This window comes from Pseudoalteromonas sp. CO348, assembly GCF_004208845.1.
Lineage (GTDB): Bacteria > Pseudomonadota > Gammaproteobacteria > Enterobacterales > Alteromonadaceae > Pseudoalteromonas > Pseudoalteromonas maricaloris.
Map to the genome: position 1 here is coordinate 139,925 of NZ_SGPI01000016.1, position 26,127 is coordinate 166,051.

Genomic DNA, 26,127 nt, shown 5'->3' on the forward strand with positions numbered 1-26,127 from the left:
TTTCATCCAAGGTGTTGAAGATGTTCAGCACCTTAAAATCTTCTCTAAAATAGTCATCATAACAAAGTCAAATACACGCATATTTGACTGAATCTTATTCAGTCAAAGCCAGTTAGCACCTGACTTTTAGTGCCTTTCACTGTACTAATAATTTGAGATATAACAAAAAATGACAGGTAAATAAGGATATATTCAGCAAATTGACGTATACTATGCGCCGTCAAATTCAGGTGAGCATTTTTAGGAGGTCTAAATGCAGGCAGCTATGCCAGTTATCACCGTAGACGGCCCAAGTGGTTCAGGCAAAGGAACTGTTTGTCGCTTGTTAGCTGAAACATTAAATTGGGAAGTGTTGGATAGCGGTGCGATTTATCGCGTGCTTTCGTTAGCAGCATTACACCACCAAATTGCAACTGATAACGAAGAGGGGTTGGTCCCACTCGCTGCCAATTTGGATGTACAATTTTCTATCGATAAAGAAACTAAAAAAAGCAAAATTGTACTTGAAGGTGAAGATGTTACTAACACCATTCGCAATGAAGAAGTCGGCGCGGCAGCGTCAAAAATTGCGGCGCTACCTCGAGTGAGAGAAGCATTATTACGACGTCAGCGCGCTTTTAGAACTGAAGTTGGCTTAATTGCAGATGGACGTGATATGGGAACGGTGGTGTTCCCTGATGCTGAACTTAAAATTTATTTGACTGCAAGTGCAGAAGAACGTGCTCGCAGGCGATTTGTTGAGTTGAATGAGAAAGGCCATGATGTTACACTAAGTGGTCTGTTAGAAGACATTAAAGCTCGCGATGATCGCGATATGAATCGCAAGGTTGCCCCATTAGTTCCTGCTAGCGATGCGATAGTTGTTGATACAACTGAGCATAATGCTGAGCAAGTGTTCAAACAGGTTATGTCTTTTATTCAAGACGCCATTGTGGCTGGTAAACTTCCAAAAAGTTGTTTACCTAAGTAATTTTTTAATGACACAGGCAGGAAGCTAGTGTTTATTTAACAACCCCATGCAGCATGGTTGCTAATTGGTAATTTAACTTTATAGAGACGTATTTAGTATGTCAGAAAATTTTGCGCAGTTATTTGAAGAAAGCCTACAGGGTTTTGAAGTTGAGCAAGGCTCAATCGTTAAAGGTACAGTAATCGCTATCGAGAACAACGTTGTTCTTGTTGACGCTGGCCTTAAGTCTGAAAGTGCAATCCCTGCAGAGCAATTCAAAAATGCTGCTGGTGAACTAGAAGTTGCTGTTGGCGACGAAGTAGATGTAGCACTTGACGCTATCGAAGACGGTTTCGGTGAGACTATCCTTTCTCGTGAGAAAGCGAAGCGTCACGAAGCTTGGATCCGTCTAGAGAAAGCATGTGAAGAGCACGAAACTGTTGTTGGTATGATCAACGGTAAAGTTAAAGGCGGTTTCACAGTTGAAGTTGATTCAATCCGTGCATTCCTACCTGGTTCACTTGTTGATGTACGTCCAGTTCGCGACACAGCTCACCTTGAAGGTAAAGAGCTAGAGTTCAAAGTTATCAAGCTAGACCAGAAGCGCAACAACGTTGTTGTTTCACGTCGTGCTGTTATCGAATCTGAGAACTCACAAGAGCGTGAAGAGCTTCTTCAAAACCTTGTTGAAGGTCAAGAAGTTAAGGGTATCGTTAAGAACCTTACAGACTACGGTGCATTCGTAGACTTAGGTGGTGTTGACGGTCTTCTACACATCACTGACATGGCTTGGAAGCGCGTTAAGCACCCTTCAGAGATCGTGAACGTAGGTGACGAAATCAACGTTAAAGTACTTAAGTTCGACAAAGAGAAGACTCGTGTTTCTCTAGGTCTTAAGCAACTTGGCGAAGATCCATGGGCTGCTATCGCTGGTCGTTACCCAGAAGGTGCTAAGCTTACTGGTCGTGTAACTAACCTAACTGACTACGGCTGTTTCGTTGAAATCGAAGAAGGCGTTGAAGGTCTAGTACACGTTTCAGAAATGGATTGGACTAACAAGAACATCCACCCTTCAAAAGTAGTTTCACTAGGTGATACTGTTGAAGTTATGGTTCTTGAAATCGACGAAGAGCGTCGTCGTATTTCTCTAGGTCTTAAGCAGTGTAAAGCTAACCCTTGGCAAGAATTTGCTCGTCTTAACAACAAAGGCGACCAAGTTTCTGGTAAGATCAAGTCTATCACTGACTTCGGTATCTTCATCGGTCTTGACGGTGGTATCGACGGTCTTGTACACCTATCTGATATCTCTTGGAACACTCCAGGCGAAGAAGCAGTACGTGAGTACAAGAAAGGTGACGAAATCACAGCTATCGTTCTACAGGTTGACCCAGAGCGTGAGCGTATCTCTCTAGGCGTTAAGCAAATCGACGCTGATCCATTCACTAACTACCTAGACGCCAACAAAAAAGGTGCTATTGTTAAAGGTAAAGTGACTGAAGTTGATGCTAAAGGCGCAACTGTTGAGCTAATCGAAGGCGTTGAAGGTTACATCCGTGTAGCTGACATCGCGCAAGAGCGTGTTGAAGACGCGACTGCTGCTGTTTCTGAAGGCGACGAAATCGAAGCTAAATTTGTAGGTGTTGATCGTAAGAACCGTACTATCAGCCTATCAGTTAAAGCTATCTACGAAGCTGAAGAAAAAGAAGTACTAGAGAAGCTTAAGAAAGATGAGCCTGCGTTCGAAAACGCAATGGCTGCAGCTTTCAAAAATGCTCAAAAAGACTAATTAATCAGTCTTTAAACTAGGAAGGGCGCTTAGCCCTTCCTTTTACACTAAAGGAAACATTATGACAAAGTCTGAATTGATAGAACAACTTGCACTGCAGCACGCTCACGTTCCTGTTAAAGATGTAGAGAATGCGGTAAAAGAAATCCTTGAACAAATGGCTGGCTCATTATCAGACTCGGAGCGTATCGAAATCCGTGGTTTTGGTAGTTTCTCGCTTCACTTCCGTTCTCCTCGCACTGGTCGTAATCCTAAAACGGGCGAAACAGTAGAATTGGATGGTAAATACGTACCACACTTTAAGCCAGGCAAAGAGCTGCGCGATAGAGTAAACGAAAGCTTAAATAATTAAGTCTAACGGAGCTAAACTTGGTTGCAGTATTGAAAAAGGGATTAGCTGTTGTTGCCATACTGATTGCATTTTTAGTTGGAACACAAAATCCACAAGTTGTTAATGTCAATTTTGTAATTGCAAGTGCAGAGTTACCACTCGCAACCTTAATGAGTATTTGCTTAGCTCTTGGGATAATTATTGGTTTACTTGTAACAGCGTCGGTTTTATCTAAGCTTAAATGGCAAAATCATCGCCTAAAAAAAAGTAATAGTAAGCTTAGTCAAGCAGCCGAACGCTAGTTATGATCGAGCTGCTGTTTTTATTACTACCTGTAGCCGCCGCTTACGGTTATGTTATGGGTAAAAATAGTGCTAAGAATCAAGCCCTAGAGCAAAGTAGACAAATTACTTCTGAATACAGTAAAGGCCTAAAATTCCTATTAGATAGGGAAGAAGATCAGGGTCTTGAACACCTCACCAAATTACTTGAAGTCTCAGCAGACTCCGTCGACCATTATTTAACACTCGCATCGCTTTTTAGAAAGCGGGGAGAGTTAGATAGAGCGATAAAAATTCATGAGCTCCTACTTAAACAACCTAATCTAGATGAAGAGGTCGTGAAGTCCTGTCGCCTAGAGCTTGCTCAAGATTACATCTTAGCTGGCCTATTGGATAGCGCTGAAGAACATTTAGTCATTCTTGTAAAACTTGGGTTTAAAGATGCACTCGACCCGATTTTAAACCTATACTCTCAAACTAGAGATTGGCGAAAAGGCGTTCATATGTATGAAGCGCATCCTGAGCTTTTCAAAAAGTCGTCTCATTGCGCCACTATTGCAAACTTCTATTGTGAAGCTGCAAATCAAGAAAAGAATCCAAGCCTATTCGAAAAAGCAACAGCGCTCGCGCATGAAACAGTAAGACCCTTGTACGAAATGGGCAAAGATGCATACAAACATGATGATTACGTGAAGTGTATATATTATTGGCGAAAGCTCGTGAGCCAATTTGTATTTATGGCACCACTAGTAATAGAAGACCTCGAATCCTGTTATGTTCAATTAAACATTCACGATCAATTCTTTGAGCTAGTCTCAGAGTTATTAGAAAAAGGAGGCGTGCTGATCAGAATTAAGTTTTGCCAGGGATTAGTCCAAAAAGGTCATATTTCTGAGGCAATAGAGTTTCTAACTGATAGTTTAAAGCGTGAACCATCAATTAGGGGCTTTAGTTATTTGTTGCAACTCATTAGCGGCAAAGATGCTAAAATAGACCACGTACTACAAGAAATAGATAAATTGGTGAAGTCTTATATTGCAACTAAGCCAAACTATCAATGTGGTCATTGTGGGTTTACAAGTCATACGATGTATTGGTTATGTCCCTCCTGCAAACATTGGGAGTCACTTGCTCCAAGCCGTGGGTTAGACGGTTTTTAAGTTTTTAATTTGGCCAAATAGGGTAACTATGTCGACACAAGATTTAAAAAAGGTTTTGATTGCGCTTGATTATGATAATGAAGAAGCTGCATTATCATTTGTTTCTCAGCTTTCACCTGACGAATGCCGATTGAAAGTAGGTAAAGAGATGTTTACCTATTTTGGCCCTCAGTTTGTAAAAAAACTGGTAGATATGAATTTTGATGTATTCTTAGACCTGAAATTTCATGATATTCCAAATACAGTCGCAAAAGCAGTAACTGCTGCAGCTGAGCTTGGTGTGTGGATGGTAAATGTTCACGCCAGCGGCGGTCACGAAATGATGTCAAAAGCAAAAGAAGCGTTGGTAGCTTACGGCGATAAAGCGCCGTTACTTATTGCTGTGACCGTACTAACGAGTATGGATCAAGGACAATTATTAAAGCTTGGAATTGAAAAGACGCCTCAAGAGCAAGTGCTATATCTAGCAAAATTAGCGAAAGAATCAGGCCTAGATGGCGTGGTTTGTTCTGCACAAGAAGCCGAACTTTTAAAAGCTCAACTCGGTGAAGAGTTTAAGCTTGTGACACCGGGTATCCGGCCAGCAGGTGCTGATGCTGGCGATCAAAAACGTATTATGACGCCTGAAAAAGCAGTGAAAGCGGGTAGTGATTATCTAGTGATAGGGCGTCCAATTACTAAAGCTGAAGATCCTGCAGCTACGTTGAAGGCGATTAACACTAGCATAGCCGAAATTTAAATTGCAAAGCCAACGTAATATTTACGTTGGCTTTCTTTTATTGTCCAAGTCGTGTGTCGCAACTATAGGCGAAGTAAAACTCCTCCGGAAGATATTGAGCATAGACCTTAGTCTTGTTGTGCTTATTGGTGTACCACTCACCCATGAACGTGTAATTTGGATCATCGCTAGTAATGAAATTAAACTTCTCTAGCTTTGTTTTATCAGTCGCTCCAATTTTTAGCGTCAGCGAGTTGTCGTTAAGTTTGTAGTTTCCCCTAGCCAGAAAGTCATATCCTCTATTACTTTCAGTTTGCTCAGTTGCTCTAGCTATCACTAAGTTCTTGTTTGACCTTATACAAATTTCATAAAGAAGGGATTTATAACCATATTGTTCATACACAATGGATAAAATACCTTTTGTTAACTCACTAGTAGAATACGGGAATGCTGTACTAGACGAATCGCTAGTACCCAAAGAATCGCTAGTACCAAATGAGTCACTACTACCAAATGAGTCGCTACTACCAAATGAGTCACTAGTGCCAAAAGAGTCGCTAGTACCAAAAGAGTCGCTAGTACCAAAAGAGTCACTAGTACCAAAAGAGTCACTAGTACCAAAAGAATCGCTAGTACCAAAAGAATCGCTAGTACCAAAAGAATCGCTAGTACCAAAAGAATCGCTAGTACCAAAAGAATCGCTAGTACTAAGCGATTCACTCGCGGTATTATTGGTCTGGGTTACACTTCCGTATAACTCCTGATTAATTCCATCACTAATTATTTCAGCAGCAGATGCAATTGATTGTACAGTACTTGCTAAAACCACTGTAGTAGGTAAAACAGCAAATAAATTAAATTTCACGATCTATCCTTACAATAACTTAAAATTTCTGTTTTTATCTTTGTTACTATTGCACATAGTATAGGTTTTATATTTAAGAAATAATTCTCCTTTTTGTCCTTAGGTATATGGTTTGTATGGTTGAATACTCCAAAGATGATATACTTAAAGCTACCCGATAAGACGAGCATAACCTCTCTTTCATTTGAATTTGACTCTAAACCACGGATGAAATTAGAAAGCGCCGATTTTAATTCATTTAATGTTCTAGTTTTTTCTAAATCTTTGATGTGCGAATTTAATATTTCACAACATCTATATAAATGGTGTTTAAATGTAAAGTTTATATGGTTAAGGTTGTTTACTGTTTTTAAACTTTCTTCAAATAGTGAAAAGGAAAAAGGAACTGAGTTTTTCTTCAATTCCTTTGTTGGTGTTGCACCATTTATCAATGCGCCATTACTTATATTCTCAACACTCAGATCAGGATTAATCTGGATTAACGATTCAACCGCTTTTCTTGATTCGTTGAATATTCGAGTTGTTAACACTCTTTCAGTCTGGTTACCTGACACATAGTGCTGACCAGTAAAGCGACATAGACTCAAAGCATCTCTTTCATTATAGTATTGAGAGTGCTTACAATGATGCATTTCCTCATCAACAAAACCATAATCACATCCAGATAATACAAACTTTTTTACGCCCAGACTTACAAGTGCAGATATCGCTGTATTTGTAACGGTTGGGTTGCTATAGTAAAGCGGAGTGATTGCATGTTCTTTTTTAATAATTTCTGTTGTAATGTCATTTGCTTTAAAAAAAACTAATCTATTCTCGAATGCTAGCAGAGTTTTATGGTAGACGGTGTTTAATGTTATCAATAGTGTATTTTTCAATAGAGGACTTTTTAGGTAATCTTCTTTAATATAATAGCCATCCTTACTTCTCTCCATTTCTACATGTATATGTGGAACAATGTTTTTTCTCAGTAGGCTCGGCAATGATGTCCCACATGATACAACAATACCATTAAATTTATTTATATCATCAATTATAAAATCTAGCGAAGGACCATTTCCTACAATCAAAGCTTTATGGCTTTCTAGAAAAGAAAAATCTGATGTTTTAAAGTTTTTTAGACTTCTTATGTTTTGAGAGGAATGTTTTAAACTCATCATCTCATCTTCCATAAAGCCCCATAGACTTACGAAGGAGTTTCTCCATTCCTTAAATGATTCATATATTTTATCAAATAACTGACAGTTATAGTGTCTAAATAAACTAATATCACTAAATATTCCACAACATCGATTAGACGAGTAGGATGCTAAACCATCTAAAAATTCACTATAGCTCTTGCAGCTAATGAGCTTTAGATTACCACCGCGTGCTTTACACTCATTTTTTATCGTTTCGAGATCGATGTTAAAACGGCCTAGGGCTTCAAGCTTTTGATCCTGCTCAATAATTATCACATCTATATAATTTAGCTTGTTAAGTAATGCGGGAACGTGATAGCCAGCACCTAAGCCAAGAATGATGAGTGTACTGGATGTAGGTGTCGAGTTTGGCTTAAAGCCCAATGCTAATGCAATGTCATGTGATTCATTTATAAATTGTTGATGGCAATACTGTGTTTCAGCTATGGATAAATTTAGAGAAAGGTGAGTTGGTCTATTAAAGAAAAGTTCCACTTGCTTAATGCACTGAACTTTAGGGTCAATGCCATAGAATTCTAATTCGATAGACTTAGCATGTAATTTATCTCGAATCTGAGGGAAGTGTGATTCGTTCTGTGAAATTTGAATACTTGCTTTCATATATTGTTCTATTCCTTGATATCTAATTACTCGATAAGCATTAGAATTGAGTACCCATATTAGCATCAAACCTGAAAGTTTTCTTTCAATTTAATAGAGAAGCATCAAGCGAGGAGCAACCATAGATGATGGATTGAAATCTACTCTAAAAGTAATGTGTAGGTAACCTTGTGTTTTATTCTTTATTAAGTGTTACGTTAGCTGGGTATTAAGCAATATTTGACGGAAGCTTGATTAGCCATACCGTTTGTATGGCCAATCGTTATAGGATAGTTGTCTCTTATTCTTCGTTTTCAGCAGTTTCAAAATTTAAACTAAACTGACCACTGCGCTGTACCGAGAAAATGGCTTTTTGCCAGTTCTCTTCTTGATTTGACGTTGCATTTTCGAACAAGCTTAAAAAAAGAACGGAAATTTCATCACTTACTGGTATAACGTGTGCTTGTTTTGGTGTGCTGGTGTCATAGTAAAAAGCGGAACACCTAGGCATATTGTCGTCATGGTAGTCCAATACGAGTCGCGCTTCACTCCACGGCTCTTTAATTTGTTGGTATAGATACTGGCCCAATTGTTGTGGGACTTGTCGGTTTTCTTCTCGCATTCCAACTCCTTGTTATGTTCAGCGATAAATGTTGCTCTGATTTTACTGGCGACTTTTGGCTTTTGTATGTGCTATAAATTTGTAGATCCCAAAACCGACCAGTATAAATATGATCGACTGACCCGCGGCTTTACTTATGATAACCGCATTGGAAAATAGCCTTGAAAGTATAGACATACAGATAAAAAACGAAAGCACTGATGTTAGTAACACAATGGCTTTTATCCAAGGTTGAACTAGCTTATGTCTCTGTTTGCTAATCAATACAGCAACGATGAAACTGATCAAAGAAACCAAAAAACCAATAAAATACATCTCCGTTGTGATCATGGTATTTCCTTATTAATAGATGAGTAAATTATTTTATTCATTTTCTGTCGCTTTAAAGAAACATTTCATAAAGTGTCCGGCTCAATTACCCTCCGGAATCACTATTGACTCAATAAAATCATGGCATTCAAACTAATAAATTAACCCGTACTTTGCCAAGAGTCGGGTGAACAAAAGTGCCGTCGTTCCTGGCGCTTGTAAGCACCGCGCTCGCGTGGGTAAATCGCCATTTTATACGGTCTTGTGAATAGCTAACTTTTAAAATAAGGGAACTGATCAAAGATTGTACATTGGTTTTTACAAAAACTTGGCTTTTCTCTGTTTGTTTACGTAGTTCAGTCCTTGGCTTTGAGGTGAATTGATAAGAATAACTGTGCTCAGAGGTCATCCTCGTACGAATTTCAAAAAGGGATCCTTGAAAAAAGTGCTTATTTGAACTGGGTTGATTGTTTCAAAAGTCACATTATTCCCAGTCAAAAGTTTGTAAGAAAAATAGGAACCTGATCCTAAAGTGCTATGGTAAACAAAAGCTTCATTTATACAAGTGCTTAGTTCAAAACTAACGACCTTAGTACTTTGGCTTATGCCGTAAATGGTCATCCTTGTGTGCATGATATTTAACCTTAGTTGATTTAAAAACTCACACAACAATCCACAAAGCTTGGTTAATGTGGTGTAAACATGAACTTTTGATGTAATTATCTGTTATTAAATTAATTCATATAATAATAGAGGTTATTACATGGGTTGAGTTAAATGCAAGTGTGTTTTTTATAACTTGATAATATTAATTTGATATTAAGGTTGATCTAGAAAATTCGTTTGTGTATCGTATGCGCCGTTCGAGAATGTACATCAAAAGTCCAGATGTTTAGTGTGGTTTTTGTTTTCAGGGAAGTGTCTATCTCAACAAGTTGTAAGAAAGCTTAATGCAAACTGAATTGCTCACTAAGCTTCATGACTTCCTCTCTGAATGCCTAAAAAAAGGTAAAACCTACAAAAAACAATGGCTTAAATATTTTTTAAGAAGATTTCCGAATGTTAACTTAGTATTCAGTTACAAACTGCATACTTGTGTTCTGTAATTTCTTGTTAAATAGTTAAATCAAATGTATTTTTACTATTGTACTGGAAATTAAAAAGATTAATTGTTTCCAATAATCTAATTTGGATGTCTTATAATTGAGGCGGATATGGCTAGGAATGCTTTATTTATAATGGTTTTGTTTTTGACTGGTTGTATGTCTACTTACGTTAAGTTAGACGTAACTGCTACTGATAACATAAATTTAAACCAGTTTAACGAGCCACTACCTGTGGTATTAAAAGTATATCAACTTACTGATATTCAAGCGTTTAAAAATTCTACATTTGAACAGCTTTGGAAGTCAGATAAATCAATTCTGGCTAACACCTTAGTTACGGTGGAAGAACGCACCGTAAACCCCTCAGATCGTATAAAAATCGAGTTTGAACAAGCTGAATCTGCAAAGTACGTAGCTTTTGTTGCGCTATTTAGAGATAGAACGGGTGGTAACTGGCGCGCATTTTATGACTTAAATGATTGGCCTGTGCCTTTATCTACTTCTCTAGATATTGAAATTACAAGTAACTCGCTTCGCTTACCTGAAGTAGAGGAGGACAAGTAATGCAGCACAACAACGTATACAAACCTGTTTGGGCTGAAGGTTTAATGCTCAGTCAGCAGCACTTACAACTGTTCGATCAATACCAGCAATCTCAACTAGCTGGTGTACAGCAAAGTCTTAGAGACAATGCATATGGTTTAGACCGCATTGTATTCGACGAATCGGCATTAGCCAAAGGTGTAGTCAAACTGCAAAGTATTGCAGCAATCTTCAAAAGTGGTCGTCATATACATCATGTTTTTGCTGACAACGAAGCTCCTATGTTTGAGCTTGAAGATAACAAAAGCGAATACATCATTAGTGTGGCGCTCGCTAACAATCATTCAGTAAGTAATATCCAAGGTTACCCACAAACTGGGCAACTTAGTGCTTATGACTGTGATTTTGTTGAGCTTCAAGATGCACATGATCCAAACCGAAAAGCAGAAGTGATGGTTGCTAAGCCTAAACTTATGCTGGTTGAGTTCAGCGCAAGTAACAGTTTTATCGAGCAATTGCCTTGCATAAAAGTTATACGTGGTGAGCATGGGCAGTTCGAAATTGACTCAAGCTATATTCCTCCATTGCTAAATATCAAAGCCCATGGCTATTTAGCCGAGCGTGTAAATAAACTCGTCAATATGGTTGAAGCTAAGTACACCGCGATGTTTACCAATCGTGCGAGTATGGGGATCGTGGAGGATTTTGGTCCAACAGAACTCAAACACTTTATGTTATTACAAACATTTAGCTCTGTTTTTCCTGAGATTAAGCAGTTAAGTACCACAGCCAAAACTAGTCCTGATGCGCTGTTCATAGCACTAAATAAACTGATCTGCCAACTGATAAATTTCGAACCAGAAGCGAGTAAATTTGAGTTACCAGTTTATGACCATCAAGACTTAACGCGCAGCTTTGGTTTAATCGAATCTCATATTCAAACCCTTATTGGTTCGATAAGCGCAGCACGCTCGTCTGATCTAGTACTCAGTGCAATCTCTCAGTCTATCTTTGAGGTTAAAGACATAGAAAGCAGTACCTTGACACGGGGTGAACTATACATTGCGGCTTTCTATGAAAACGAATCTACGCAATGGATCGAGTTGTTTGCAGAGCAGGTTAAGCTGGCAGCGCCAAGTCAGCTAGAAATATTAATCGCTTCAGCGCTTGGTGGTGTGAAGTTAACACATTGCCAGCGTCCACCGAATAGAGTGTCTGTTAAAGGTGGATATGAGTATTTTAAAGTTGAACCTCATGGTGCTGCTTGGGAACAAGTTGTACAGGAATTAGCGTTAAGAATCTTTGTGCCATTTAGCCTTCAAGGCGTGAAACTTGAAGTGGTTTCAGTGGCGAGTAAATAGTTAGTAGGTAAAGGTCATGGAAGCGTCAAAAAATAAATCTGAACTAGTCGCCTGCATTTCTCCGGTACTTGAAGTGCTTACTTCAATTCGCCAGGGCGGGGCAGATCATCAAGGAGTTGATGGTCTACGCAGTAAAGTCATGGATGCTTTTGATGAATATGAAAAGAGCTGTTATGACGCACGGATCAGTGCGTCGGAAATGCAGGAAGCCAAATTTGCATTAACCGCTTTGGTCGACGAGCAAATCATGACGGCACAGAAGCCGTACAGTATGGAGTGGATGGCGCGACCTTTACAATTAGAATTATTTGGCAACATGCGTGCGGGAGAAGCTTTTTTTGAAAAGCTTGAAAATATCCGTCGTGCAGCAGCGCAGCAACGCACGGTTTTGGAAGTCTATTTTGTATGTTTACAACTGGGTTTCGAGGGGATCTATAAGATCAAAGGGGTAGAGCAACTCAAAGCGTTGATGTTGGATGTTAGAGCGCAATTAGAAGAGCTTGCTGGACCTGCAAAATTACAGCTTTCTGATAATGCAAAACCGCAAGAAAGTATGGTCACTAAAGTAGGAAGAAACCTACCTTATTGGGTTATTTTATCAGTAACGCTTGCTTTACTCGCCAGTATGTATGTTGGTTCAACGTATTTCATTGAGAATCGCGCGAACCAGCAAGTCGTGCAAATTGATAAGCATATTGAAGTACTAACGCAGTTAGAGAAAACAGGGAAAGCGAGGTAACATCATGTCAGGAGTAAATCGTAGTGGACTAGTGCATCTAGTCTTAGGATTTTTGTCATCTCGTGCGACGGCTCATTGGGTCGGCATATTCGCAATTTTGACGCTAATTTGGTTTGCTGGTCGGTTTATTGGCCTTGAAGATCAAAATCATCGTTTAATGGTGATGGGTGCGGTATTTGGTCTGTTTTGTCTTACTTTATTAGTTCGATGGTTGTGGGTGAAGCGCTCTGGTGACAAGTTAGCGAAAGAAATTGCCAATAATCATGCGGGGACAGAAGCCGAAGTCGAAGAAATTAAAGTCAAAATGGAAGAGGCGCTGTCTGCATTAAAAGCTTCTCATTTAGGCGCTGGTTATCGTGGTAATGCTGCGTTGTATGCATTGCCTTGGTATATGATCATTGGTCCGTCGGCTGCGGGTAAAAGTACGTTATTTGCAAACTCTGGGCTGCATTTCCCTTATTCAAAATCTAATCAACTGCATATTCAAGGTTTTGGTGGCACACGTAATTGTGACTGGTGGTTTTCAGATCAAGCCGTTTTGATTGATACCGCAGGTCGTTATACCACTGAAGAGTCAGATAATGATCAATGGTTGTCATTCTTAAAGCTGTTACGTAAATACCGCTCTAAACAGCCAATCAATGGGGTGATGGTTGCGATTAGTGTTGCCGACATCTTGACCTCAGACAGCGAACAGATCCGCGACCATGTTAAACAGATCCGCGCTCGTATTGATGAGTTAATTAACCAACTTGGACTTATCTTTCCAGTATACGTGGTGTTTACCAAATGTGATTTGATCAGCGGTTTTGAGCCTTTCTTTAATGAATTAAGTGAAGATGAGCGTAAACAACCTTGGGGCGCGTATTTACTTGAGGAAGATGGCACCAATACCGGTGAAGTGGCGAGCGAGAACTTTTCAAAACATCTAACTGGCCTATATGAGCGATTGTGTGATCAGCGTCTAGTTAAAATGACGCGTGAACGTAACGCCCAACGTAAACAACTGATTTATGATTTTCCTAATCAGTTCAAAGCGGCGTCTGCCAAAGTTGAAGAATTTATTGACACATTATTTAAAGAAAACCCGTACCAGGAAGTACCGTGGTTTGCTGGTGTGTATTTTACCTCTGGTACGCAAGAAGGTACGCCTATCGAGCGTAGCGCAACGAGCAAACTATCTACGTTTAGGTCAGTATTGTTTGAGTATCGCCAAGAAAGCATTACCTCTGCATTTTTTATCAACCAAGTATTCAAAGATGTGTTGTTTAAATTGCAAGATCTCACTCGGGGTAACCGGAAAAAGCGCCGCGTACAAAAATGGCTCAAAGGCTTTGCAGTATGCTTGTGTGTGACGTCGGTATTTGCTCTTGCGGGCTTGTTGGTTAACTCTTATACCCACAATCAACAGCTTTTAACAACCAGTGATAAATTAACGACTGCTGTTGTTAATACACGAGTTGAAAACCAGCCGTTGGCCGAGCAATTTAACTCAACTTTGTCTCTTTTTGCACACTATCAAGAGCTAATCGGTTATGAGAAAAAGCTGCCTTGGTATTTCTTACTCGGGGTTTACAGTGCAGATAACACCATTAAGCCAATAGAGCAGGTATTACGTCAACGTGTACAAGCGCTCATTGGTGAACCAAGTTCGGAGCTTGTGCAACAAGCGCTTTTTGAAAGTCACCAAAACTGGATTGCACTACTAAGTACAGAAGAACAGGTCGCTAAACGTATCGAGCCAAAACTACGTGATAAGTACTATCAAGCACTTAAGCTGCAACTCATGATGAGTAACGAGTTTGAACGTTTAAATAAAGACTATGCGAAGTCTGAGCTACTGGACTACACGGCGGATCGCTTAGAGCTAACGCTAAATGAAGACACGCAAGCATTAACAGAGCAACTGTCAGGACTGATTGATTTTTACTTAGCCCAATTAGCAGTTGAGCCTACACCGCAGCAGCTTGCGATTTGGCAGAATAATGATTTCTTGGTGAGTCAGGCTCGTTCAGACTTAATGAGTGCGCCAGAGCCAACCGCGCTATATGAGCAGATCAAAGCAAAAGTAACGGTATCAAAAGCCGCACTAACGCTTGATCAAATGATGCAGCAAAATAACAAAACCTTTTTGCAGTCCAAGATTAGCATTCCATACGTTTACACCAAAGAAGCATGGGAAAACGAAGTGTACGACGCCATCAAGGTCATCGCGAGCAAAGCATTCTCTGGCGACTGGGTGATGGGGACAGACAACGCAGAAAGCCAAGGTTCTGTTGATGAAGCAAAAGCAAACGCTTTAGTTAAATCTATCCGTGCACTGTATTTCAGAGACTATGCCAATGTGTGGTTTGAGTTTTTAAATTCAGTAGAAATAAGCCCATTTAATACGAGCAACGCGGCAAGTTTAACGCTGGCTCAGTTGTCATCACCAGAAGGTCCATTGGTCGATTTAATGGCGTCAATCGACGACAACGTGAATCTAATTGATTCGCCAAACAAAACGGTAGAAACAGAAAAGTTAACCGAGCAGGCAAATGCATTACTTGCAAAGTCTAAAAACAACAAGGTTAAAGGTGCAAAGATAGAAGCCGCTGCGAGAAAGCGTGTACCTGAACTGTCGAGCCGCTTTGCAGATCTTCGTCGCTATACGGCAAAAGGAGAAGAGAACGCTCGCTCTGATTACCTAGAGCAATATCTCGGTGCTTTGAGTGCATTTCATTCAGACATCAAAACGATCGCGGCGAGTAACAATGATGACTATATGGCGATGTCATTTACTCAAACGTTGTTAAACGGTGATAGCAAAAACCATGCGCTGCAAAGTGCATGGGTGGTGGTAGAAAGCCAAGTAAGAGCGCTTGACCCAGATACTAAGCAAGCACTTGAAAAACTACTAAAAGCACCACTTTTAGCGAGTGTACAAACGGTAATGAACGAAGCGAAAGTACAGCTTAATGAGCGTTGGTCTAATCAAGTATTCTTAACATACAAAGAAAATATCCGTGGTAAATATCCGTTCAATATCGACGGGCCAGATGCTGCAGTTGAAGATATTAGTGAACTACTGAACCAAGAGTCAGGTGTGTTCTGGCAATTTATGGCTGAGAATCTATCTCCCTACCTTCGTTTAAAACGTGGTGAGTGGGTAGAGAAAACGTGGAATGGTATTGGCATCGGCTTTAAGCATGGGGTACTAGACAAGCTAACTAAGGCGAGAAAGGTTACGCGTTCGCTATTTCCTAGAGATGGTTCTGAAGTAGGGATTAGCTTCCAAATGATGCCTGTGGCACAAAAGGGATTAAAAGAAACTTATATCGGCTTTAGTGACCAAAATTACCGTTATAGAAACGAACCTGAAGAGTGGCGTCGTTTTAACTGGCCTGCACGTGCGGGTACTGAAAAAGCAGTGGTATATGGTTTAGACAGTGAAGGCCGCAGAATCGAAATCGAAAAGTCAGGGCCTTGGGCATTCCTAAAAGTATTGAATGAAGCGAATGTACAGTGGGTTCGTGGTACTGAATTTATGGCAACGTGGCAATTACAAAGAGAAGCAGAGGCTAGTGTTGAACCAATCCAAGTTCAAGTTGCACTTAAGTCGAGCAGAAACAGTGGCATATTCAGCAAATATTTTATGACATCATTTGCGCTACCAGAGTCTTTGTTTGATACCAAAGTAAGTGTGGCTTCCAATGAAAACTTGGCGTTGAGGTAGCACAGGCATGTTCGGTTTTTTTAATAATAAGAAAGTCGCCAAGGTGCCAACGACTCAACCATTTGGATTTATGGGTAAGAACCCAATTCAAGCGGACTTTATTAAGTTTAACGTTGACTCAAGAGAAGCAATAGCACTTGAACGCTGGCTTCAAGAAGGTTACGCAGACATGAGCCGACAGGCGTTGATAAAAGATGCCGCTTCTCAAAAAGAGCAGTCAACGCTATTTTTTATCGCCTCAGGTCAAGACGAAAACTGTTTACTAGGCACACTACAGCCAAGCGAAGATAAAAGTGGAAGACAATACCCATTTTGCTCGTTTGTATTATCGAGTAATGCGGACTACAAACAAAACCCTGCATTTCTATTTAGCGAATGTGGTAGTGCGTTTAAATCGTTAAGTTTAAACCATGAGCTGATCAGAAATTGCAGTAGTGTTGAGCAAATGCGCCATAGCGCACAGGAGCTTAAGCAGGTAAGTGAACTGGTTTCGCAACCGATTGATTTCGATAAGGCAATGTCTTCACTACGAGCTTCACCGATACAGCGTATATGGGATGCGCTTGAACTAGAAGATCTTGACCAGCGAGCACAATTAATCAGCCAAGTGATGTCGGCGCTCAAAATGATCAAAACCCAAGGCTGTTTGCGTTGTCAGTTCGGGTTGAAGTTACCGATGCCACAAGTGGGTGAAGATACCCAGTTGTTAGGTGCATTTTGGCTGCATCTAATCACCAATATGGTGGCTGATCATCACTGGCAACCTTGGTGTTTTTATAACTATGGTCAATTGAGCCAGAAAGCTTCCCTGGTGGTGTATTGCAGACCTATGCCGGCCTCGTATTTTGCGTCAGTTTGGCTTGAGCATAATAGCTTGTCGACGACCATTAATCTAACAGGGACTTTGCCACAACATCCGGTGACACCGCATATGTATGAATTGGCAAAAGCATCAAATATGAGTGTTTTCGATGCGCTAAGAAGTTGGAGTAAGTTATGAGTCAACCACATAAGTATCAGAGCTGGCAGCTGTGGCGTGAAAATTTATTAGCGCCTCTAGACGGCATGCCATGCGGTGACGATTTAAAATACGAAGAGTCATTTAAATTACTAAAAGCCTCTTCGTCAGGTGTTGCTGAGCCAGATTTCAAAGCTAACTTTATTTTGGCATCAGAGCTGTTAGAAAAGCAGACCAAAGATATTCGCATTGCGTCGTATCTAGCGTTGGCCGCTACGAATGAGTTTGGGCTCGAAGGTTTGATCCACTCGTTAGATCTGTTTAATCAGCTTTTGCAACAGTATCAGGCGCAGATCCACCCAGTGAAAGAACGTGCGAGAGCATCGGTTCATACTTGGTTCTTACAACAACAACAGCGCTTACTTGGTGTTGCTACAGCGCACAGTGCGACAATGCCGGAGCAATGGCCAGAGTTAAAGCGCGTACTTGAACAGTATGCAACAGAATCCGTGGCGATACTTGATGCAGACTCAGGTCCGCTTGCTGATTTAAAACACTGGTGTGAGCAAGGTTTGGTGTCGCAACCAGTTCCTGTACAAACTGTTGCGACGGTACAAGAGCCTGTCGAAAAGCATGAGGTGGTCACAGCTGAGCAGCCTCAAGTACAGCAATCTGTAGCGGCGACTTCACAGCCTACAGCTGCTGCTTCAAAGCCAGTTTCTACACTTGCTATTGCCGTGGAAGCACCGCAGTCAGACTCGGCTTATACAGAGCAAGTTCGCAAACTATTGGCGTATGACAAAGAAAGCCAAAATTGGATGCGAGCGATTCGCTTGGCACGTGCAGTGAGGTGGGGGGCGCTTGCATTACCACCACACGATAATGAGTTGAAAACGCGCTTACCAGCCCCAAGGCAAGCGGCATTTGTGCCTATTGAAAACGCCTTAACTGCACAAAATTTTGCCCAAGCGTTAGAAAAAGCAGAAGCCTTATTCATGGAAGGGGCGATGCATTTTAACCTTAATTTACAAAGGCTAACCATCGCTGCACTTGAAGGGCTCAAGTTATTTAAAGAAGCACAGTGGATCGATTTAGAACTCGCCGCAATCGCTGATCAATACCCAACGCTGCTCAGCCTTAAATATGAAGACGGAAGTGAGTTTTGCTCAGCAGCAAATCGCGAGCGAATTGGCGAACATAAATTACTAAGCCAAGGTGACGGTGCGAGCACAGACGATAATCAGAAGATTTGGTTAGATAAATTTAAAGAAGCGCAGGCGCTTGTTGACCAAAATAAACTTTCGCAAGCACTGCAGCTAATGGAAGGGTTTGCACAAGATAAGTTCGATTTTGCAAAGCAAAAATTATATCAAGCACGTTTATTGATGCGCAGTGAACGCGCTGATCTTGCCTATCCAATGTTTGAGCAGCTACTTAAAGACATTGAACAGTACCGGCTGGATTTATGGCACGAGTCGTTTGCTCTAGAGGTTTGGCGTTATGCCAAGCAATGCAATGAAGCAGTATCCTTGGAGCAAGGGGATGAATTTGACCTACGAGCAACCGCGATAAAGCAGCAGATGCTCGTAACCAAAGTAAGCTCAGCGATTGACTGGGTTTGATTGTTAACCGCTGGGCTTGTAACGGCAGGCGCAACGACTGATTAAATAAGGAAAGACTATGTCTGATACGTTTCAAAAAGAGATCCCAAGAGCGCGGATTAATATAGCGCTTGAGCTGGAAACCGAAGGTGCAACGCAAAAGAGTGAACTACCGATGAAAGTTTTGGTTGTGGGTGATTATTCCAACGGCCAAAATGACAGTGACCTCGCTGAGCGAGAGCGCATTGCTATTAATAAAAATAATTTAGAGCAAGTGCTAAAAGACATGTCACCAAAGGCAAAGTTTCAAGTATCGAACAAAATCGCAGGTGATGGTGAAATCGGTATTAACCTAACGTTCGATGATTTTAAGTCATTCGATCCTGAGCAAGTCGCAGCGCAAGTGCCAGAGCTTAACAAGATGATGTCGATGCGTAACCTATTGCGTGATCTGAAATCTAACTTGCTTGATAACTCAACGCTGAGAAAAGAGCTTGAGCGCATTTTGCAGAACAAACCAGAGCTTGATGAGTTAAAAGCACGCCTAAACGAGTTAGCGCCGCTTTTGTCTGAGCAAGAAAAACAACCGCAAGAGTAAGGACACAAACCGATGAATATGCAAGAAACGTTAAACGTTGAAGCGCGCAAAGAAGAGACTTTGACAGCTTCAGCTTACGAAACAATCTGTAATCTTGTGTCTATCGAGCCGGTTTCAAGCGAAATCAGCATTGATAACTTCCGTGATGCTAATAACCTTGCGGAGACCGACACCAATGAGCGCCTAACAGCCGCTATCAATGTCTTTTTAGACATGGCCACCAATGATAGCAAAGAAGTGTCACGTATCGACAAGTTATTACTTGATGACTACATCGCTAAAGTCGACAAAATTATTTCTGAACAGCTGGACGAAATTTTACATCATCCACAGTTTCAAAAAGTAGAGTCGGCGTGGCGTTCACTGCGTTATTTGGTGAATCGTTGTCCAAATAACTCAAACGTAAAGCTTGAACTACTTGATGTTGATAAAGAAACGCTACGTGATGACTTCGAAGAAGCACCAGATACCACGCAGTCTGCGCTCTATAAGCAAGTGTATACGGCTGAGTATGACACACCAGGGGGCGAGCCAATTTCAACTATGGTGTCAAACTTTGAATTTGATTGTTCAGCGCCGGATGTGTCGTTATTGCAAGAAATTTCAAGGGTGTCTGCAGCAGCACATTGTCCTTTCTTAGGCAGTGTTGGTGCCAAGTTCTTCTTAAAAGATTCGCTTGAAGAAGTATCAAAAATTCAGGATTTGGGCTCTTACATGGAGCGTGCGGAATTTTTACGTTGGAAGAACTTCCGTGAATCAGAAGATGCACGTTACATTGGCTTAGCGTTCCCACGCTTCTTACTGCGTTTACCATACGGTGACTTAAATCCAATTCGCCATTTTAACTATCAAGAAGACGTTAGCAGCGAGCATCACGAACGTTATCTTTGGGGTAACGCGACATTTGCGTTCGCGGCAAATATCGTCCGTAGCTTCCACCAAAATGGTTGGGCAGTAAATATTCGTGGCCCACAATCTGGTGGTCGCGTTGAAAATCTCCCCCTGCATTCTTTTGAGGCAGGCCGTGGTCAAGAAACTAAGATCCCAACGGAAGTACTTATTTCTGAAACCAAAGAGCTTGAGTTTGCAAACCAAGGATTTATCCCTCTGAGCTATTACAAAAACAGTGACTTTGCGTGTTTCTTTTCTGCAAATAGTGCGCAAAAGCCACAAATTTTTGAAACGCCGGAAGCCACCTCTAACTCCCGGATCAATGCAAGATTACCTTACATCTACTTGGTATCACGTATTGCGCACTATATGAAGGTGATCCAACGTGAAAATATCGGTTCAAGCAAACCTCGCCATGAGCTAGAGCAGCAACTGAATGATTGGTTAGGTGCATTAGTTACTAAGATGAATAATCCAGACGAGTCTCTAATTGCTACGCACCCGTTAAAAGATGCCAACGTGACTGTGTCGGAGATCCCAGGTAACCCAGGTTATTACCGTGTGAATACATATGTGGTTCCACATTTCCAAGTGGAAGGTATCGACGTACGCCTCGCACTCGTTGGGCAAATGCCTGGTGAAAAATGAAGGCCACCTGAAGAACCTATGAAGCGTATTTAGGGCAGTGAATGCTGCCCATTATTAAGCATGACATTGAACCTAAATTGTAGAGGTTCAGAAGTATTGGCAAGCGCTTTTGAGATGTTAGTTGAGCTTGCATCTAAAAGTGCAAAAGTAAGAAGTTTCAAACAGGGTTAGGTTGATAAGCGCAATGATGGAAAACGGTTACCAATAAAAAGACCAAGTTTAATATGGTTGCTGGTATTAAATGGTATATTTATGAATATAGAAGCAGACCATATTATTTGGAAATTTATATTTTTAGTGCAGTTTTCTTTAACAGTGTTTTCAATATACGATAGTCAGCTTTTAATCTTGTATGAAATTAGAGTTACGTTTGTAGAAGTTGTTGTTTATATTTTAGATAGTTTGGTTTTGGCAGCAAACTTATTGCTCATATTACAAGTTCGTGTGTTAAGTCGAAGAGCATGGGGTTTGATAGTTTGGGTGTGGTGGTTTGCAAATATATACTCGTTGTTAAACGAATTTTACTTGGGCGGTTATACCTCGTCTGAAATGTTGTTTTTTGGAAATGTAATCTGGATTTTAATTTTATTTTCCTTGCCTGTAGTTAAGTACAGAAGCTTTATAGGAGAACCGATTAAAGCTGAGTAAAGTTAAAACGATATATACTTCCATGACGCACTTTAGTGCATGCGTTAAACGGTGGAAGTGACGTGCGCCTTGAGCTCGTTAGTCAACAACCTAGCGATAGATAAAGGCCGCCGATATAAGTGAATAAACCTATCTAAAGCTGAAATGGTAGCTTTAGACAAGAAGCGATGAGGCAATGGATTGTCATGTTTAAACGAAAAGTATGTAACTGGTTGATGGTACTAAGTACAGTCTTGGTGACTAACTTGTCATATAGCCAGGAGATGACACCAGAGCTCTTTTTCGCAAAAAAGAAATTGCAAGAAGCAACTATCTCTTACACCGCAGCGATGGAAACGTGTTTTGAGTATACTCCACGCGTTCGCCCAAGCGAGCTAGAGATAGACAAACTAGAGATAGAATTAGTCGTAGAGGCAGTAAATCACCTGCATTACGTGGCGCTTAATGATTGTATGCAAGACCATGATGTCAATTTTTTAAAAGCAGTTGAGCACTACAATCAGACGGCGCCAAAGGATGAAGTGATCACAGTAGACAGTTTTGTGACGCTTAGATGGAATGAAGAGCTTAGAGCTGAATTCGAATTTAAACAGTTGCCCAAAGCGGTTCAGCTGCACTTTTTGCAGCTGGATATACTAAAAATGCCATTTGATGTGGCGACGTTAGTGATGGAATTACGTGGTGACTTATAACATGTAGTGAAAGATTGCCCCAAGTTGGCTGCCACCAACTTGGGACATGTTCCCAAATTGGCATAAAGCGTGGCGCTTTGTTTGGGGATCAAACGTGAAAAACACGCGTTTGATCAATGCCTTTAATAATTAGGAAACATCTTATCTTAAAAGGAGAAATTAAAAATGGCAATTCCAGCGTATATGTGGTTAAAGGACGACCAAGGTAACGACGTTAAAGGTTCAGTAACTGTAGCTGAGCGTGAAGGTTCAATTGAGATTTTGCATTTCGATCACGAATTGCGTATCCCAACTGATAACGACACGGGCGAGCTAACAGGTACTCGTAAGCACGAGCCTTTTGTTATCACAAAAGCTGTGGATGCTGCTACTCCGTACATGTACAAAGCGTGTTCAAACGGTCAAACATTAAAGCAACTTGAGCTTAAATGGTACCGTATTGATGACACTGGTACTGAGCGTGAGTACTTCCGCCATACGCTTGAAGACGTGAAAATCACTTCAATCACGCCAACAATGCACAACGTTAAAGATTTGGATAAAGAGCGTTATCCTCACCTTGAAACAGTGCACATGCGTTACAAGCGCATCACTTGGACGTACCTAGACGGTAACATTGAGTTCTCTGACTCATGGACTGAAGGTCGTTAATTTCGAGTGTTGGAGGCCTATTGGCCTCCTTTTCAAGCTTACACTAGTTCGCGCAATGAATAGAGAGCGTATTTTTCTATGGCCTTATTTGATTTGCTAGCTCAGCCATCACGCCAAGCCTATAGCGATAACAATTTATCGCATTTAAGCGACAGCGTATGTAAACACCTAACGCAATTATTGAATGCGCGTAGGGGAGTGCTTGAGCACTTAGGTGATTACGGTTTACCGGATGTGGAAGATCTATATGAAGGGCTACCTTATTCGCAGCAAACACTTGCCAATGAAGTAAAAAGAACCATAGAAAAGTACGAACCAAGAATTACTAACCTCATCGTTCGACCCATCGACATAAAAGAGGAAAACTGTGTGATTCGATTTGAGATAAGAGCGCAATTAAAAACCGGCGAGATAATCAGATTGAATACTAAGTTTGCATCAGGTGGTAAAGCAAACGTCAATACAGGAGGAGCAGACTAATGGATATGCAGCAATATTTTGATGCGCAAATGAGGCTGTTAACACAAGCAGGTAAACAATTTGCTCAGCAGTATCCTGAACATGCCGGCTTTTTAAATATTGACGCGTTAAAGGATAGAGATCCTCATGTTGAGCGCTTGCTCGAAGGAGTCGCTTACTTAACGGCATTTACGCAAAAGCGATTGGACGAGACGCTACCCGAAGTGTCTGAGCAGGTACTCAGACAGATTTGCCCAATATTATTAAATTATTATCCGTCTACGACGGTGCTAGAGTTTGCGCCAAAACTCACCATGCAAGGACTGGTGAGTGTGCCAAAAGGCGCGAAAATCTCTTCCCATAAAAGTGACAACGCCCCTGTGGCTTGTCACTTTACTACCACCGCAGAAACGAAAGTGCTGCCGTTTGAGATCTACTCTGTGGACTATCATGAGATCCACACTGGTGCGACGTTAAACTTGCACCTTAAGCGGTTAGGCCAAGGCAGTTTAGATGATTACGATCTCTCTAAATTGCGGGTGTATTTACGTGGAGACACGCCGCTTTGCGCCAGTCTTTATCAAATGATGAAGAATCCAAACGCAGCGATAGAGGTTGAGACTGGAAAGCTTGGCAGTACGACGCAATATACCTTGAACAAGTCAAAAATTGATGCGGCTTTTCATAAAGACAGCACCGGAATGTTGCCCAATAGCGAACAGAGTCATCCCGCATATGCGTTGCTGCTTGATTACTTTAACTCTCGTGAAAAGTTCTATTTTGTTGAACTAACGGGACTGGATACACTAAATATTGATCCAGACACTAATACCATCAGCATCAAAATAGCCAGTGATATTAAATTACCGCCCGGTAACAAAGTAAATGCGGATAATATCCTGCTTAATTGTGTACCTGCGGTAAATATCTACCCAGTAGATGCCGAGCCTATCCGCGTCAGCGAAAACCAAACCGAATACCAACTACATCCAGTGCAAAATAAACTCGGAGAGAGTTTTTGTTATAGCGTTAAGTCGGTACAAGGTGCAAGCAGTAGCACTGGAGAAGCCATCGACTTTGTTTCTCGGTATAGCACGGTATATGAAGATAACGCCCATTTGTATTCACTGATAAGCCGTGATATTGGCGGGGTATCGCCACAGACGTACATTCAGCTTTCAATGCAAGAAGTGGGTGATATTACTACTTTATCGACTGATCTGTTGGCACATAACGCGGCGTGGCCAAGGCAAACACTGCAAGAGGGTGATATCAATGCACAAAGCGCTGATGTGCCGTCGGTACTTAGCGTTAAAAATGTCGTAAGACCGAGCAAGTTACTTAATTCTCCTGATCAGGCTTTACATTGGCAGCTCATTAGCTTGTTGAATATGCGTTTTTCTCAGCTTGCAGAGCCAACCCAGCTGAAAAAGCTATTGGCGCTGTTTGATTGGTCGGAGCGCTCTGAAAATCGAAACCGTATCGAGAGTATTCAAGGCGCTGAATCTAAACCTATCTCATTGCTACAAAAGGGCGTGTTCGTTAAAGGGATAGAGATCCACTTAACCCTAAACGAAAAGAGCTTTGTTTGCACAGCCGATGCGTATCATTTTTGTGATGTGTTGCATCAGTTCTTTAAATTATATGCGCCAATTAACGAATGTTTAAAAACCAGAGTGACGCTGCTGCCAAGTTACCATGAGTGGGAATGGGACGTGACGGCCGGCGACAGTTATCAGGTGTAAATGATGGAGCAGCAAAACCAACCCATCTGGGCAAAACTGCCAGAGCCGATAGCTAATTTGATGGCCACACCTTGGCGCTTTAGTTTGTACAAGGCGCTAACGCTTATTGAACAGCATTGGGCCAGCAATAACGAGTTACAAAGTGGCCACAGTCATCGCGTTGAAATTGCACCGTATAAAGAACTTGGGTTTCCAGCGTCAGACGTTAGACGCTGTGAATTGCAAGTAAGGCAACGAGGTAAGCTGAGGCTTGAAACGTCATTTCTCGGTTTATATGGCGTTGACGCTGCGATGCCGCACTACTTGTTAGAGCAAGCCGCAGGAGACGAAGAGGTAGGTGCAAGAACACGCGCATTTTTAGATCTTTTTAATCATGTACTGTATTGCCAGCTATTTCAAAGTTGGAAGAAGTCTCAGATTAATCTCGCGGGCATTGGTGCGCAACAATTTGATCAAATAGTTGCTGCAGTATTTGAAAATAACCAGTCGGATAAGAGCAAACTAAACCTCATTAGTGCCAAACAAACCAGTGCAGCTGGGCTTGAGCAAGTATTAAAGCAAGCGCTACAAGACGAAAGCTTAACGATTAAAGATAATATCGTTGAATGGGAAGGTATTACCGAAGCGGGCAAGTTAGGCTCAAAGCAAAGCGGATTTTCATTGGGTGGCAATGGCGTATTGGGCAAACGCGTATTGGTTACGGGCAATCGTATTTGCATTGAGCTTGGTCCAATGGACGAGGCTGAGGCGCAGCTATATGAGCCAGGTGGTGTAAAGGCGAAACGTTTATCACAATTATTAAATTGGCACACCTCAACCAAAATGAATTGGCAACTGTTAGTGCAGATCAATCGCCAAGCGCGCGAGGGCACTCGGTTAGGAGCTGGCAAGCTTGGGATAAGTTGTGCGATAGGTAAAGTTAACGCACGCGTAGAGAAGAAAATATATTCACAATCACAGTTTTAATGCG

24 protein-coding genes are annotated in these 26,127 nt (G+C 41.2%); 20 read left to right on the forward strand and 4 right to left on the reverse strand.

The window, feature by feature from the left end; genetic code table 11:
- The first annotated feature begins 253 nt into the window (after positions 1-253).
- From cmk to pyrF, 6 genes are all read left to right on the forward strand, one after another.
- On the forward strand, positions 254-970 hold the full coding sequence (cmk, locus tag EXT48_RS07155; protein ID WP_017217320.1) for a (d)CMP kinase: 717 nt from the start codon (positions 254-256) through the stop codon (positions 968-970).
- Between the two features lie 97 nt (positions 971-1,067).
- The gene (gene rpsA, locus EXT48_RS07160; protein WP_017217321.1) at positions 1,068-2,735 is read left to right on the forward strand and encodes a 30S ribosomal protein S1; all 1,668 of its coding nucleotides are present in this window, start codon (positions 1,068-1,070) and stop codon (positions 2,733-2,735) included.
- 61 nt (positions 2,736-2,796) lie between these two features.
- Positions 2,797-3,087, forward strand: coding sequence for an integration host factor subunit beta (ihfB, locus tag EXT48_RS07165; protein WP_010377033.1), 291 nt, complete (start codon positions 2,797-2,799; stop codon positions 3,085-3,087).
- Positions 3,088-3,104: 17 nt separating this feature from the next.
- The gene (locus tag EXT48_RS07170) at positions 3,105-3,368 is read left to right on the forward strand and encodes a lipopolysaccharide assembly protein LapA domain-containing protein (protein ID WP_010377035.1); all 264 of its coding nucleotides are present in this window, start codon (positions 3,105-3,107) and stop codon (positions 3,366-3,368) included.
- 2 nt (positions 3,369-3,370) lie between these two features.
- Positions 3,371-4,507 carry a lipopolysaccharide assembly protein LapB gene (locus EXT48_RS07175; RefSeq protein WP_045990775.1) on the forward strand — a complete coding sequence of 379 codons (1,137 nt, stop codon included), beginning with the start codon at positions 3,371-3,373 and terminating at the stop codon, positions 4,505-4,507.
- A gap of 28 nt (positions 4,508-4,535) precedes the next feature.
- Positions 4,536-5,246 carry an orotidine-5'-phosphate decarboxylase gene (gene pyrF, locus EXT48_RS07180; protein WP_069019127.1) on the forward strand — a complete coding sequence of 237 codons (711 nt, stop codon included), beginning with the start codon at positions 4,536-4,538 and terminating at the stop codon, positions 5,244-5,246.
- Positions 5,247-5,283: 37 nt separating this feature from the next.
- Here the strand turns inward: pyrF and EXT48_RS07185 are convergent, their stop codons facing one another.
- From EXT48_RS07185 to EXT48_RS07200, 4 genes are all read right to left on the reverse strand, one after another.
- Positions 5,284-6,090 carry a hypothetical protein gene (locus tag EXT48_RS07185; RefSeq protein ID WP_130164028.1) on the reverse strand — a complete coding sequence of 269 codons (807 nt, stop codon included), beginning with the start codon at positions 6,088-6,090 and terminating at the stop codon, positions 5,284-5,286.
- Positions 6,087-7,892, reverse strand: coding sequence for a 6-hydroxymethylpterin diphosphokinase MptE-like protein (locus tag EXT48_RS07190; protein ID WP_165384096.1), 1,806 nt, complete (start codon positions 7,890-7,892; stop codon positions 6,087-6,089). The genes EXT48_RS07185 and EXT48_RS07190 overlap by 4 nt, the downstream gene beginning before the upstream one ends.
- 280 nt (positions 7,893-8,172) lie before the next feature.
- Positions 8,173-8,493, reverse strand: coding sequence for a hypothetical protein (locus EXT48_RS07195; RefSeq protein ID WP_130164030.1), 321 nt, complete (start codon positions 8,491-8,493; stop codon positions 8,173-8,175).
- Positions 8,494-8,535: 42 nt separating this feature from the next.
- On the reverse strand, positions 8,536-8,823 hold the full coding sequence (locus tag EXT48_RS07200; RefSeq protein ID WP_130164031.1) for a hypothetical protein: 288 nt from the start codon (positions 8,821-8,823) through the stop codon (positions 8,536-8,538).
- 1,217 nt (positions 8,824-10,040) lie between these two features.
- Between EXT48_RS07200 and tssJ the strand changes: the two genes are divergently transcribed.
- The 14 genes from tssJ (at position 10,041) to tssG (ending at position 26,123) form a co-directional block, all read left to right on the forward strand.
- Positions 10,041-10,472, forward strand: a complete 432-nt coding sequence (tssJ, locus tag EXT48_RS07210; RefSeq protein WP_010377046.1) for a type VI secretion system lipoprotein TssJ — start codon at positions 10,041-10,043, stop codon at positions 10,470-10,472.
- Positions 10,472-11,812 (forward strand): type VI secretion system baseplate subunit TssK, encoded by a 1,341-nt coding sequence (gene tssK / locus EXT48_RS07215; RefSeq protein WP_130164032.1) that lies wholly within the window; start codon positions 10,472-10,474, stop codon positions 11,810-11,812. The genes tssJ and tssK overlap by 1 nt, the downstream gene beginning before the upstream one ends.
- A gap of 16 nt (positions 11,813-11,828) precedes the next feature.
- Positions 11,829-12,551, forward strand: a complete 723-nt coding sequence (gene icmH / locus EXT48_RS07220) for a type IVB secretion system protein IcmH/DotU (RefSeq protein ID WP_010377048.1) — start codon at positions 11,829-11,831, stop codon at positions 12,549-12,551.
- Between the two features lie 4 nt (positions 12,552-12,555).
- Positions 12,556-16,266 carry a type VI secretion system membrane subunit TssM gene (tssM, locus tag EXT48_RS07225; RefSeq protein WP_130164033.1) on the forward strand — a complete coding sequence of 1,237 codons (3,711 nt, stop codon included), beginning with the start codon at positions 12,556-12,558 and terminating at the stop codon, positions 16,264-16,266.
- Between the two features lie 7 nt (positions 16,267-16,273).
- Positions 16,274-17,266, forward strand: a complete 993-nt coding sequence (gene tagF / locus EXT48_RS07230; protein WP_045988781.1) for a type VI secretion system-associated protein TagF — start codon at positions 16,274-16,276, stop codon at positions 17,264-17,266.
- The gene (locus EXT48_RS07235) at positions 17,263-18,846 is read left to right on the forward strand and encodes a TssA family type VI secretion system protein (protein ID WP_130164034.1); all 1,584 of its coding nucleotides are present in this window, start codon (positions 17,263-17,265) and stop codon (positions 18,844-18,846) included. The genes tagF and EXT48_RS07235 overlap by 4 nt, the downstream gene beginning before the upstream one ends.
- 58 nt (positions 18,847-18,904) lie before the next feature.
- Entirely contained in the window at positions 18,905-19,423 is a 519-nt protein-coding gene (gene tssB / locus EXT48_RS07240; RefSeq protein ID WP_039495804.1) for a type VI secretion system contractile sheath small subunit, read from the forward strand.
- 12 nt (positions 19,424-19,435) lie between these two features.
- Positions 19,436-20,962, forward strand: a complete 1,527-nt coding sequence (tssC, locus tag EXT48_RS07245) for a type VI secretion system contractile sheath large subunit (protein WP_010377056.1) — start codon at positions 19,436-19,438, stop codon at positions 20,960-20,962.
- A gap of 252 nt (positions 20,963-21,214) precedes the next feature.
- The gene (locus tag EXT48_RS07250) at positions 21,215-21,610 is read left to right on the forward strand and encodes a hypothetical protein (RefSeq protein ID WP_130164035.1); all 396 of its coding nucleotides are present in this window, start codon (positions 21,215-21,217) and stop codon (positions 21,608-21,610) included.
- Between the two features lie 185 nt (positions 21,611-21,795).
- The gene (locus tag EXT48_RS07255) at positions 21,796-22,302 is read left to right on the forward strand and encodes a hypothetical protein (protein ID WP_239359308.1); all 507 of its coding nucleotides are present in this window, start codon (positions 21,796-21,798) and stop codon (positions 22,300-22,302) included.
- 165 nt (positions 22,303-22,467) lie between these two features.
- Positions 22,468-22,953, forward strand: coding sequence for an Hcp family type VI secretion system effector (locus EXT48_RS07260; protein WP_010377064.1), 486 nt, complete (start codon positions 22,468-22,470; stop codon positions 22,951-22,953).
- Between the two features lie 78 nt (positions 22,954-23,031).
- Complete coding sequence (gene tssE, locus EXT48_RS07265) at positions 23,032-23,433, forward strand: type VI secretion system baseplate subunit TssE (RefSeq protein ID WP_130164036.1); 402 nt, start codon at positions 23,032-23,034, stop codon at positions 23,431-23,433.
- The gene (gene tssF / locus EXT48_RS07270) at positions 23,433-25,157 is read left to right on the forward strand and encodes a type VI secretion system baseplate subunit TssF (protein ID WP_039495808.1); all 1,725 of its coding nucleotides are present in this window, start codon (positions 23,433-23,435) and stop codon (positions 25,155-25,157) included. The genes tssE and tssF overlap by 1 nt, the downstream gene beginning before the upstream one ends.
- Positions 25,158-26,123, forward strand: a complete 966-nt coding sequence (gene tssG / locus EXT48_RS07275) for a type VI secretion system baseplate subunit TssG (RefSeq protein WP_239359309.1) — start codon at positions 25,158-25,160, stop codon at positions 26,121-26,123.
- Positions 26,124-26,127 lie beyond the last annotated feature (4 nt).

Bases quoted from the DNA above. Each gene is read 5' to 3' on its own strand.
- EXT48_RS07175 (WP_045990775.1), top strand. From the start codon at position 3,371: ATGATCGAGCTGCTGTTTTTATTACTACCTGTAGCCGCCGCTTACGGT.
- EXT48_RS07255 (WP_239359308.1), top strand. From the start codon at position 21,796: ATGTTTAAACGAAAAGTATGTAACTGGTTGATGGTACTAAGTACAGTC.
- tssC (WP_010377056.1), top strand. From the start codon at position 19,436: ATGAATATGCAAGAAACGTTAAACGTTGAAGCGCGCAAAGAAGAGACT.
- EXT48_RS07235 (WP_130164034.1), top strand. From the start codon at position 17,263: ATGAGTCAACCACATAAGTATCAGAGCTGGCAGCTGTGGCGTGAAAAT.
- cmk (WP_017217320.1), top strand. From the start codon at position 254: ATGCAGGCAGCTATGCCAGTTATCACCGTAGACGGCCCAAGTGGTTCA.
- tssJ (WP_010377046.1), top strand. From the start codon at position 10,041: ATGGTTTTGTTTTTGACTGGTTGTATGTCTACTTACGTTAAGTTAGAC.
- EXT48_RS07250 (WP_130164035.1), top strand. From the start codon at position 21,215: ATGAATATAGAAGCAGACCATATTATTTGGAAATTTATATTTTTAGTG.
- ihfB (WP_010377033.1), top strand. From the start codon at position 2,797: ATGACAAAGTCTGAATTGATAGAACAACTTGCACTGCAGCACGCTCAC.
- EXT48_RS07260 (WP_010377064.1), top strand. From the start codon at position 22,468: ATGGCAATTCCAGCGTATATGTGGTTAAAGGACGACCAAGGTAACGAC.
- EXT48_RS07190 (WP_165384096.1), bottom strand. From the start codon at position 7,892: ATGAAAGCAAGTATTCAAATTTCACAGAACGAATCACACTTCCCTCAG.
- pyrF (WP_069019127.1), top strand. From the start codon at position 4,536: ATGTCGACACAAGATTTAAAAAAGGTTTTGATTGCGCTTGATTATGAT.
- tssE (WP_130164036.1), top strand. From the start codon at position 23,032: ATGGCCTTATTTGATTTGCTAGCTCAGCCATCACGCCAAGCCTATAGC.
- rpsA (WP_017217321.1), top strand. From the start codon at position 1,068: ATGTCAGAAAATTTTGCGCAGTTATTTGAAGAAAGCCTACAGGGTTTT.
- tssK (WP_130164032.1), top strand. From the start codon at position 10,472: ATGCAGCACAACAACGTATACAAACCTGTTTGGGCTGAAGGTTTAATG.
- tssM (WP_130164033.1), top strand. From the start codon at position 12,556: ATGTCAGGAGTAAATCGTAGTGGACTAGTGCATCTAGTCTTAGGATTT.
- tagF (WP_045988781.1), top strand. From the start codon at position 16,274: ATGTTCGGTTTTTTTAATAATAAGAAAGTCGCCAAGGTGCCAACGACT.
- tssB (WP_039495804.1), top strand. From the start codon at position 18,905: ATGTCTGATACGTTTCAAAAAGAGATCCCAAGAGCGCGGATTAATATA.
- tssF (WP_039495808.1), top strand. From the start codon at position 23,433: ATGGATATGCAGCAATATTTTGATGCGCAAATGAGGCTGTTAACACAA.
- icmH (WP_010377048.1), top strand. From the start codon at position 11,829: ATGGAAGCGTCAAAAAATAAATCTGAACTAGTCGCCTGCATTTCTCCG.
- tssG (WP_239359309.1), top strand. From the start codon at position 25,158: ATGATGGAGCAGCAAAACCAACCCATCTGGGCAAAACTGCCAGAGCCG.
- EXT48_RS07200 (WP_130164031.1), bottom strand. From the start codon at position 8,823: ATGATCACAACGGAGATGTATTTTATTGGTTTTTTGGTTTCTTTGATC.
- EXT48_RS07195 (WP_130164030.1), bottom strand. From the start codon at position 8,493: ATGCGAGAAGAAAACCGACAAGTCCCACAACAATTGGGCCAGTATCTA.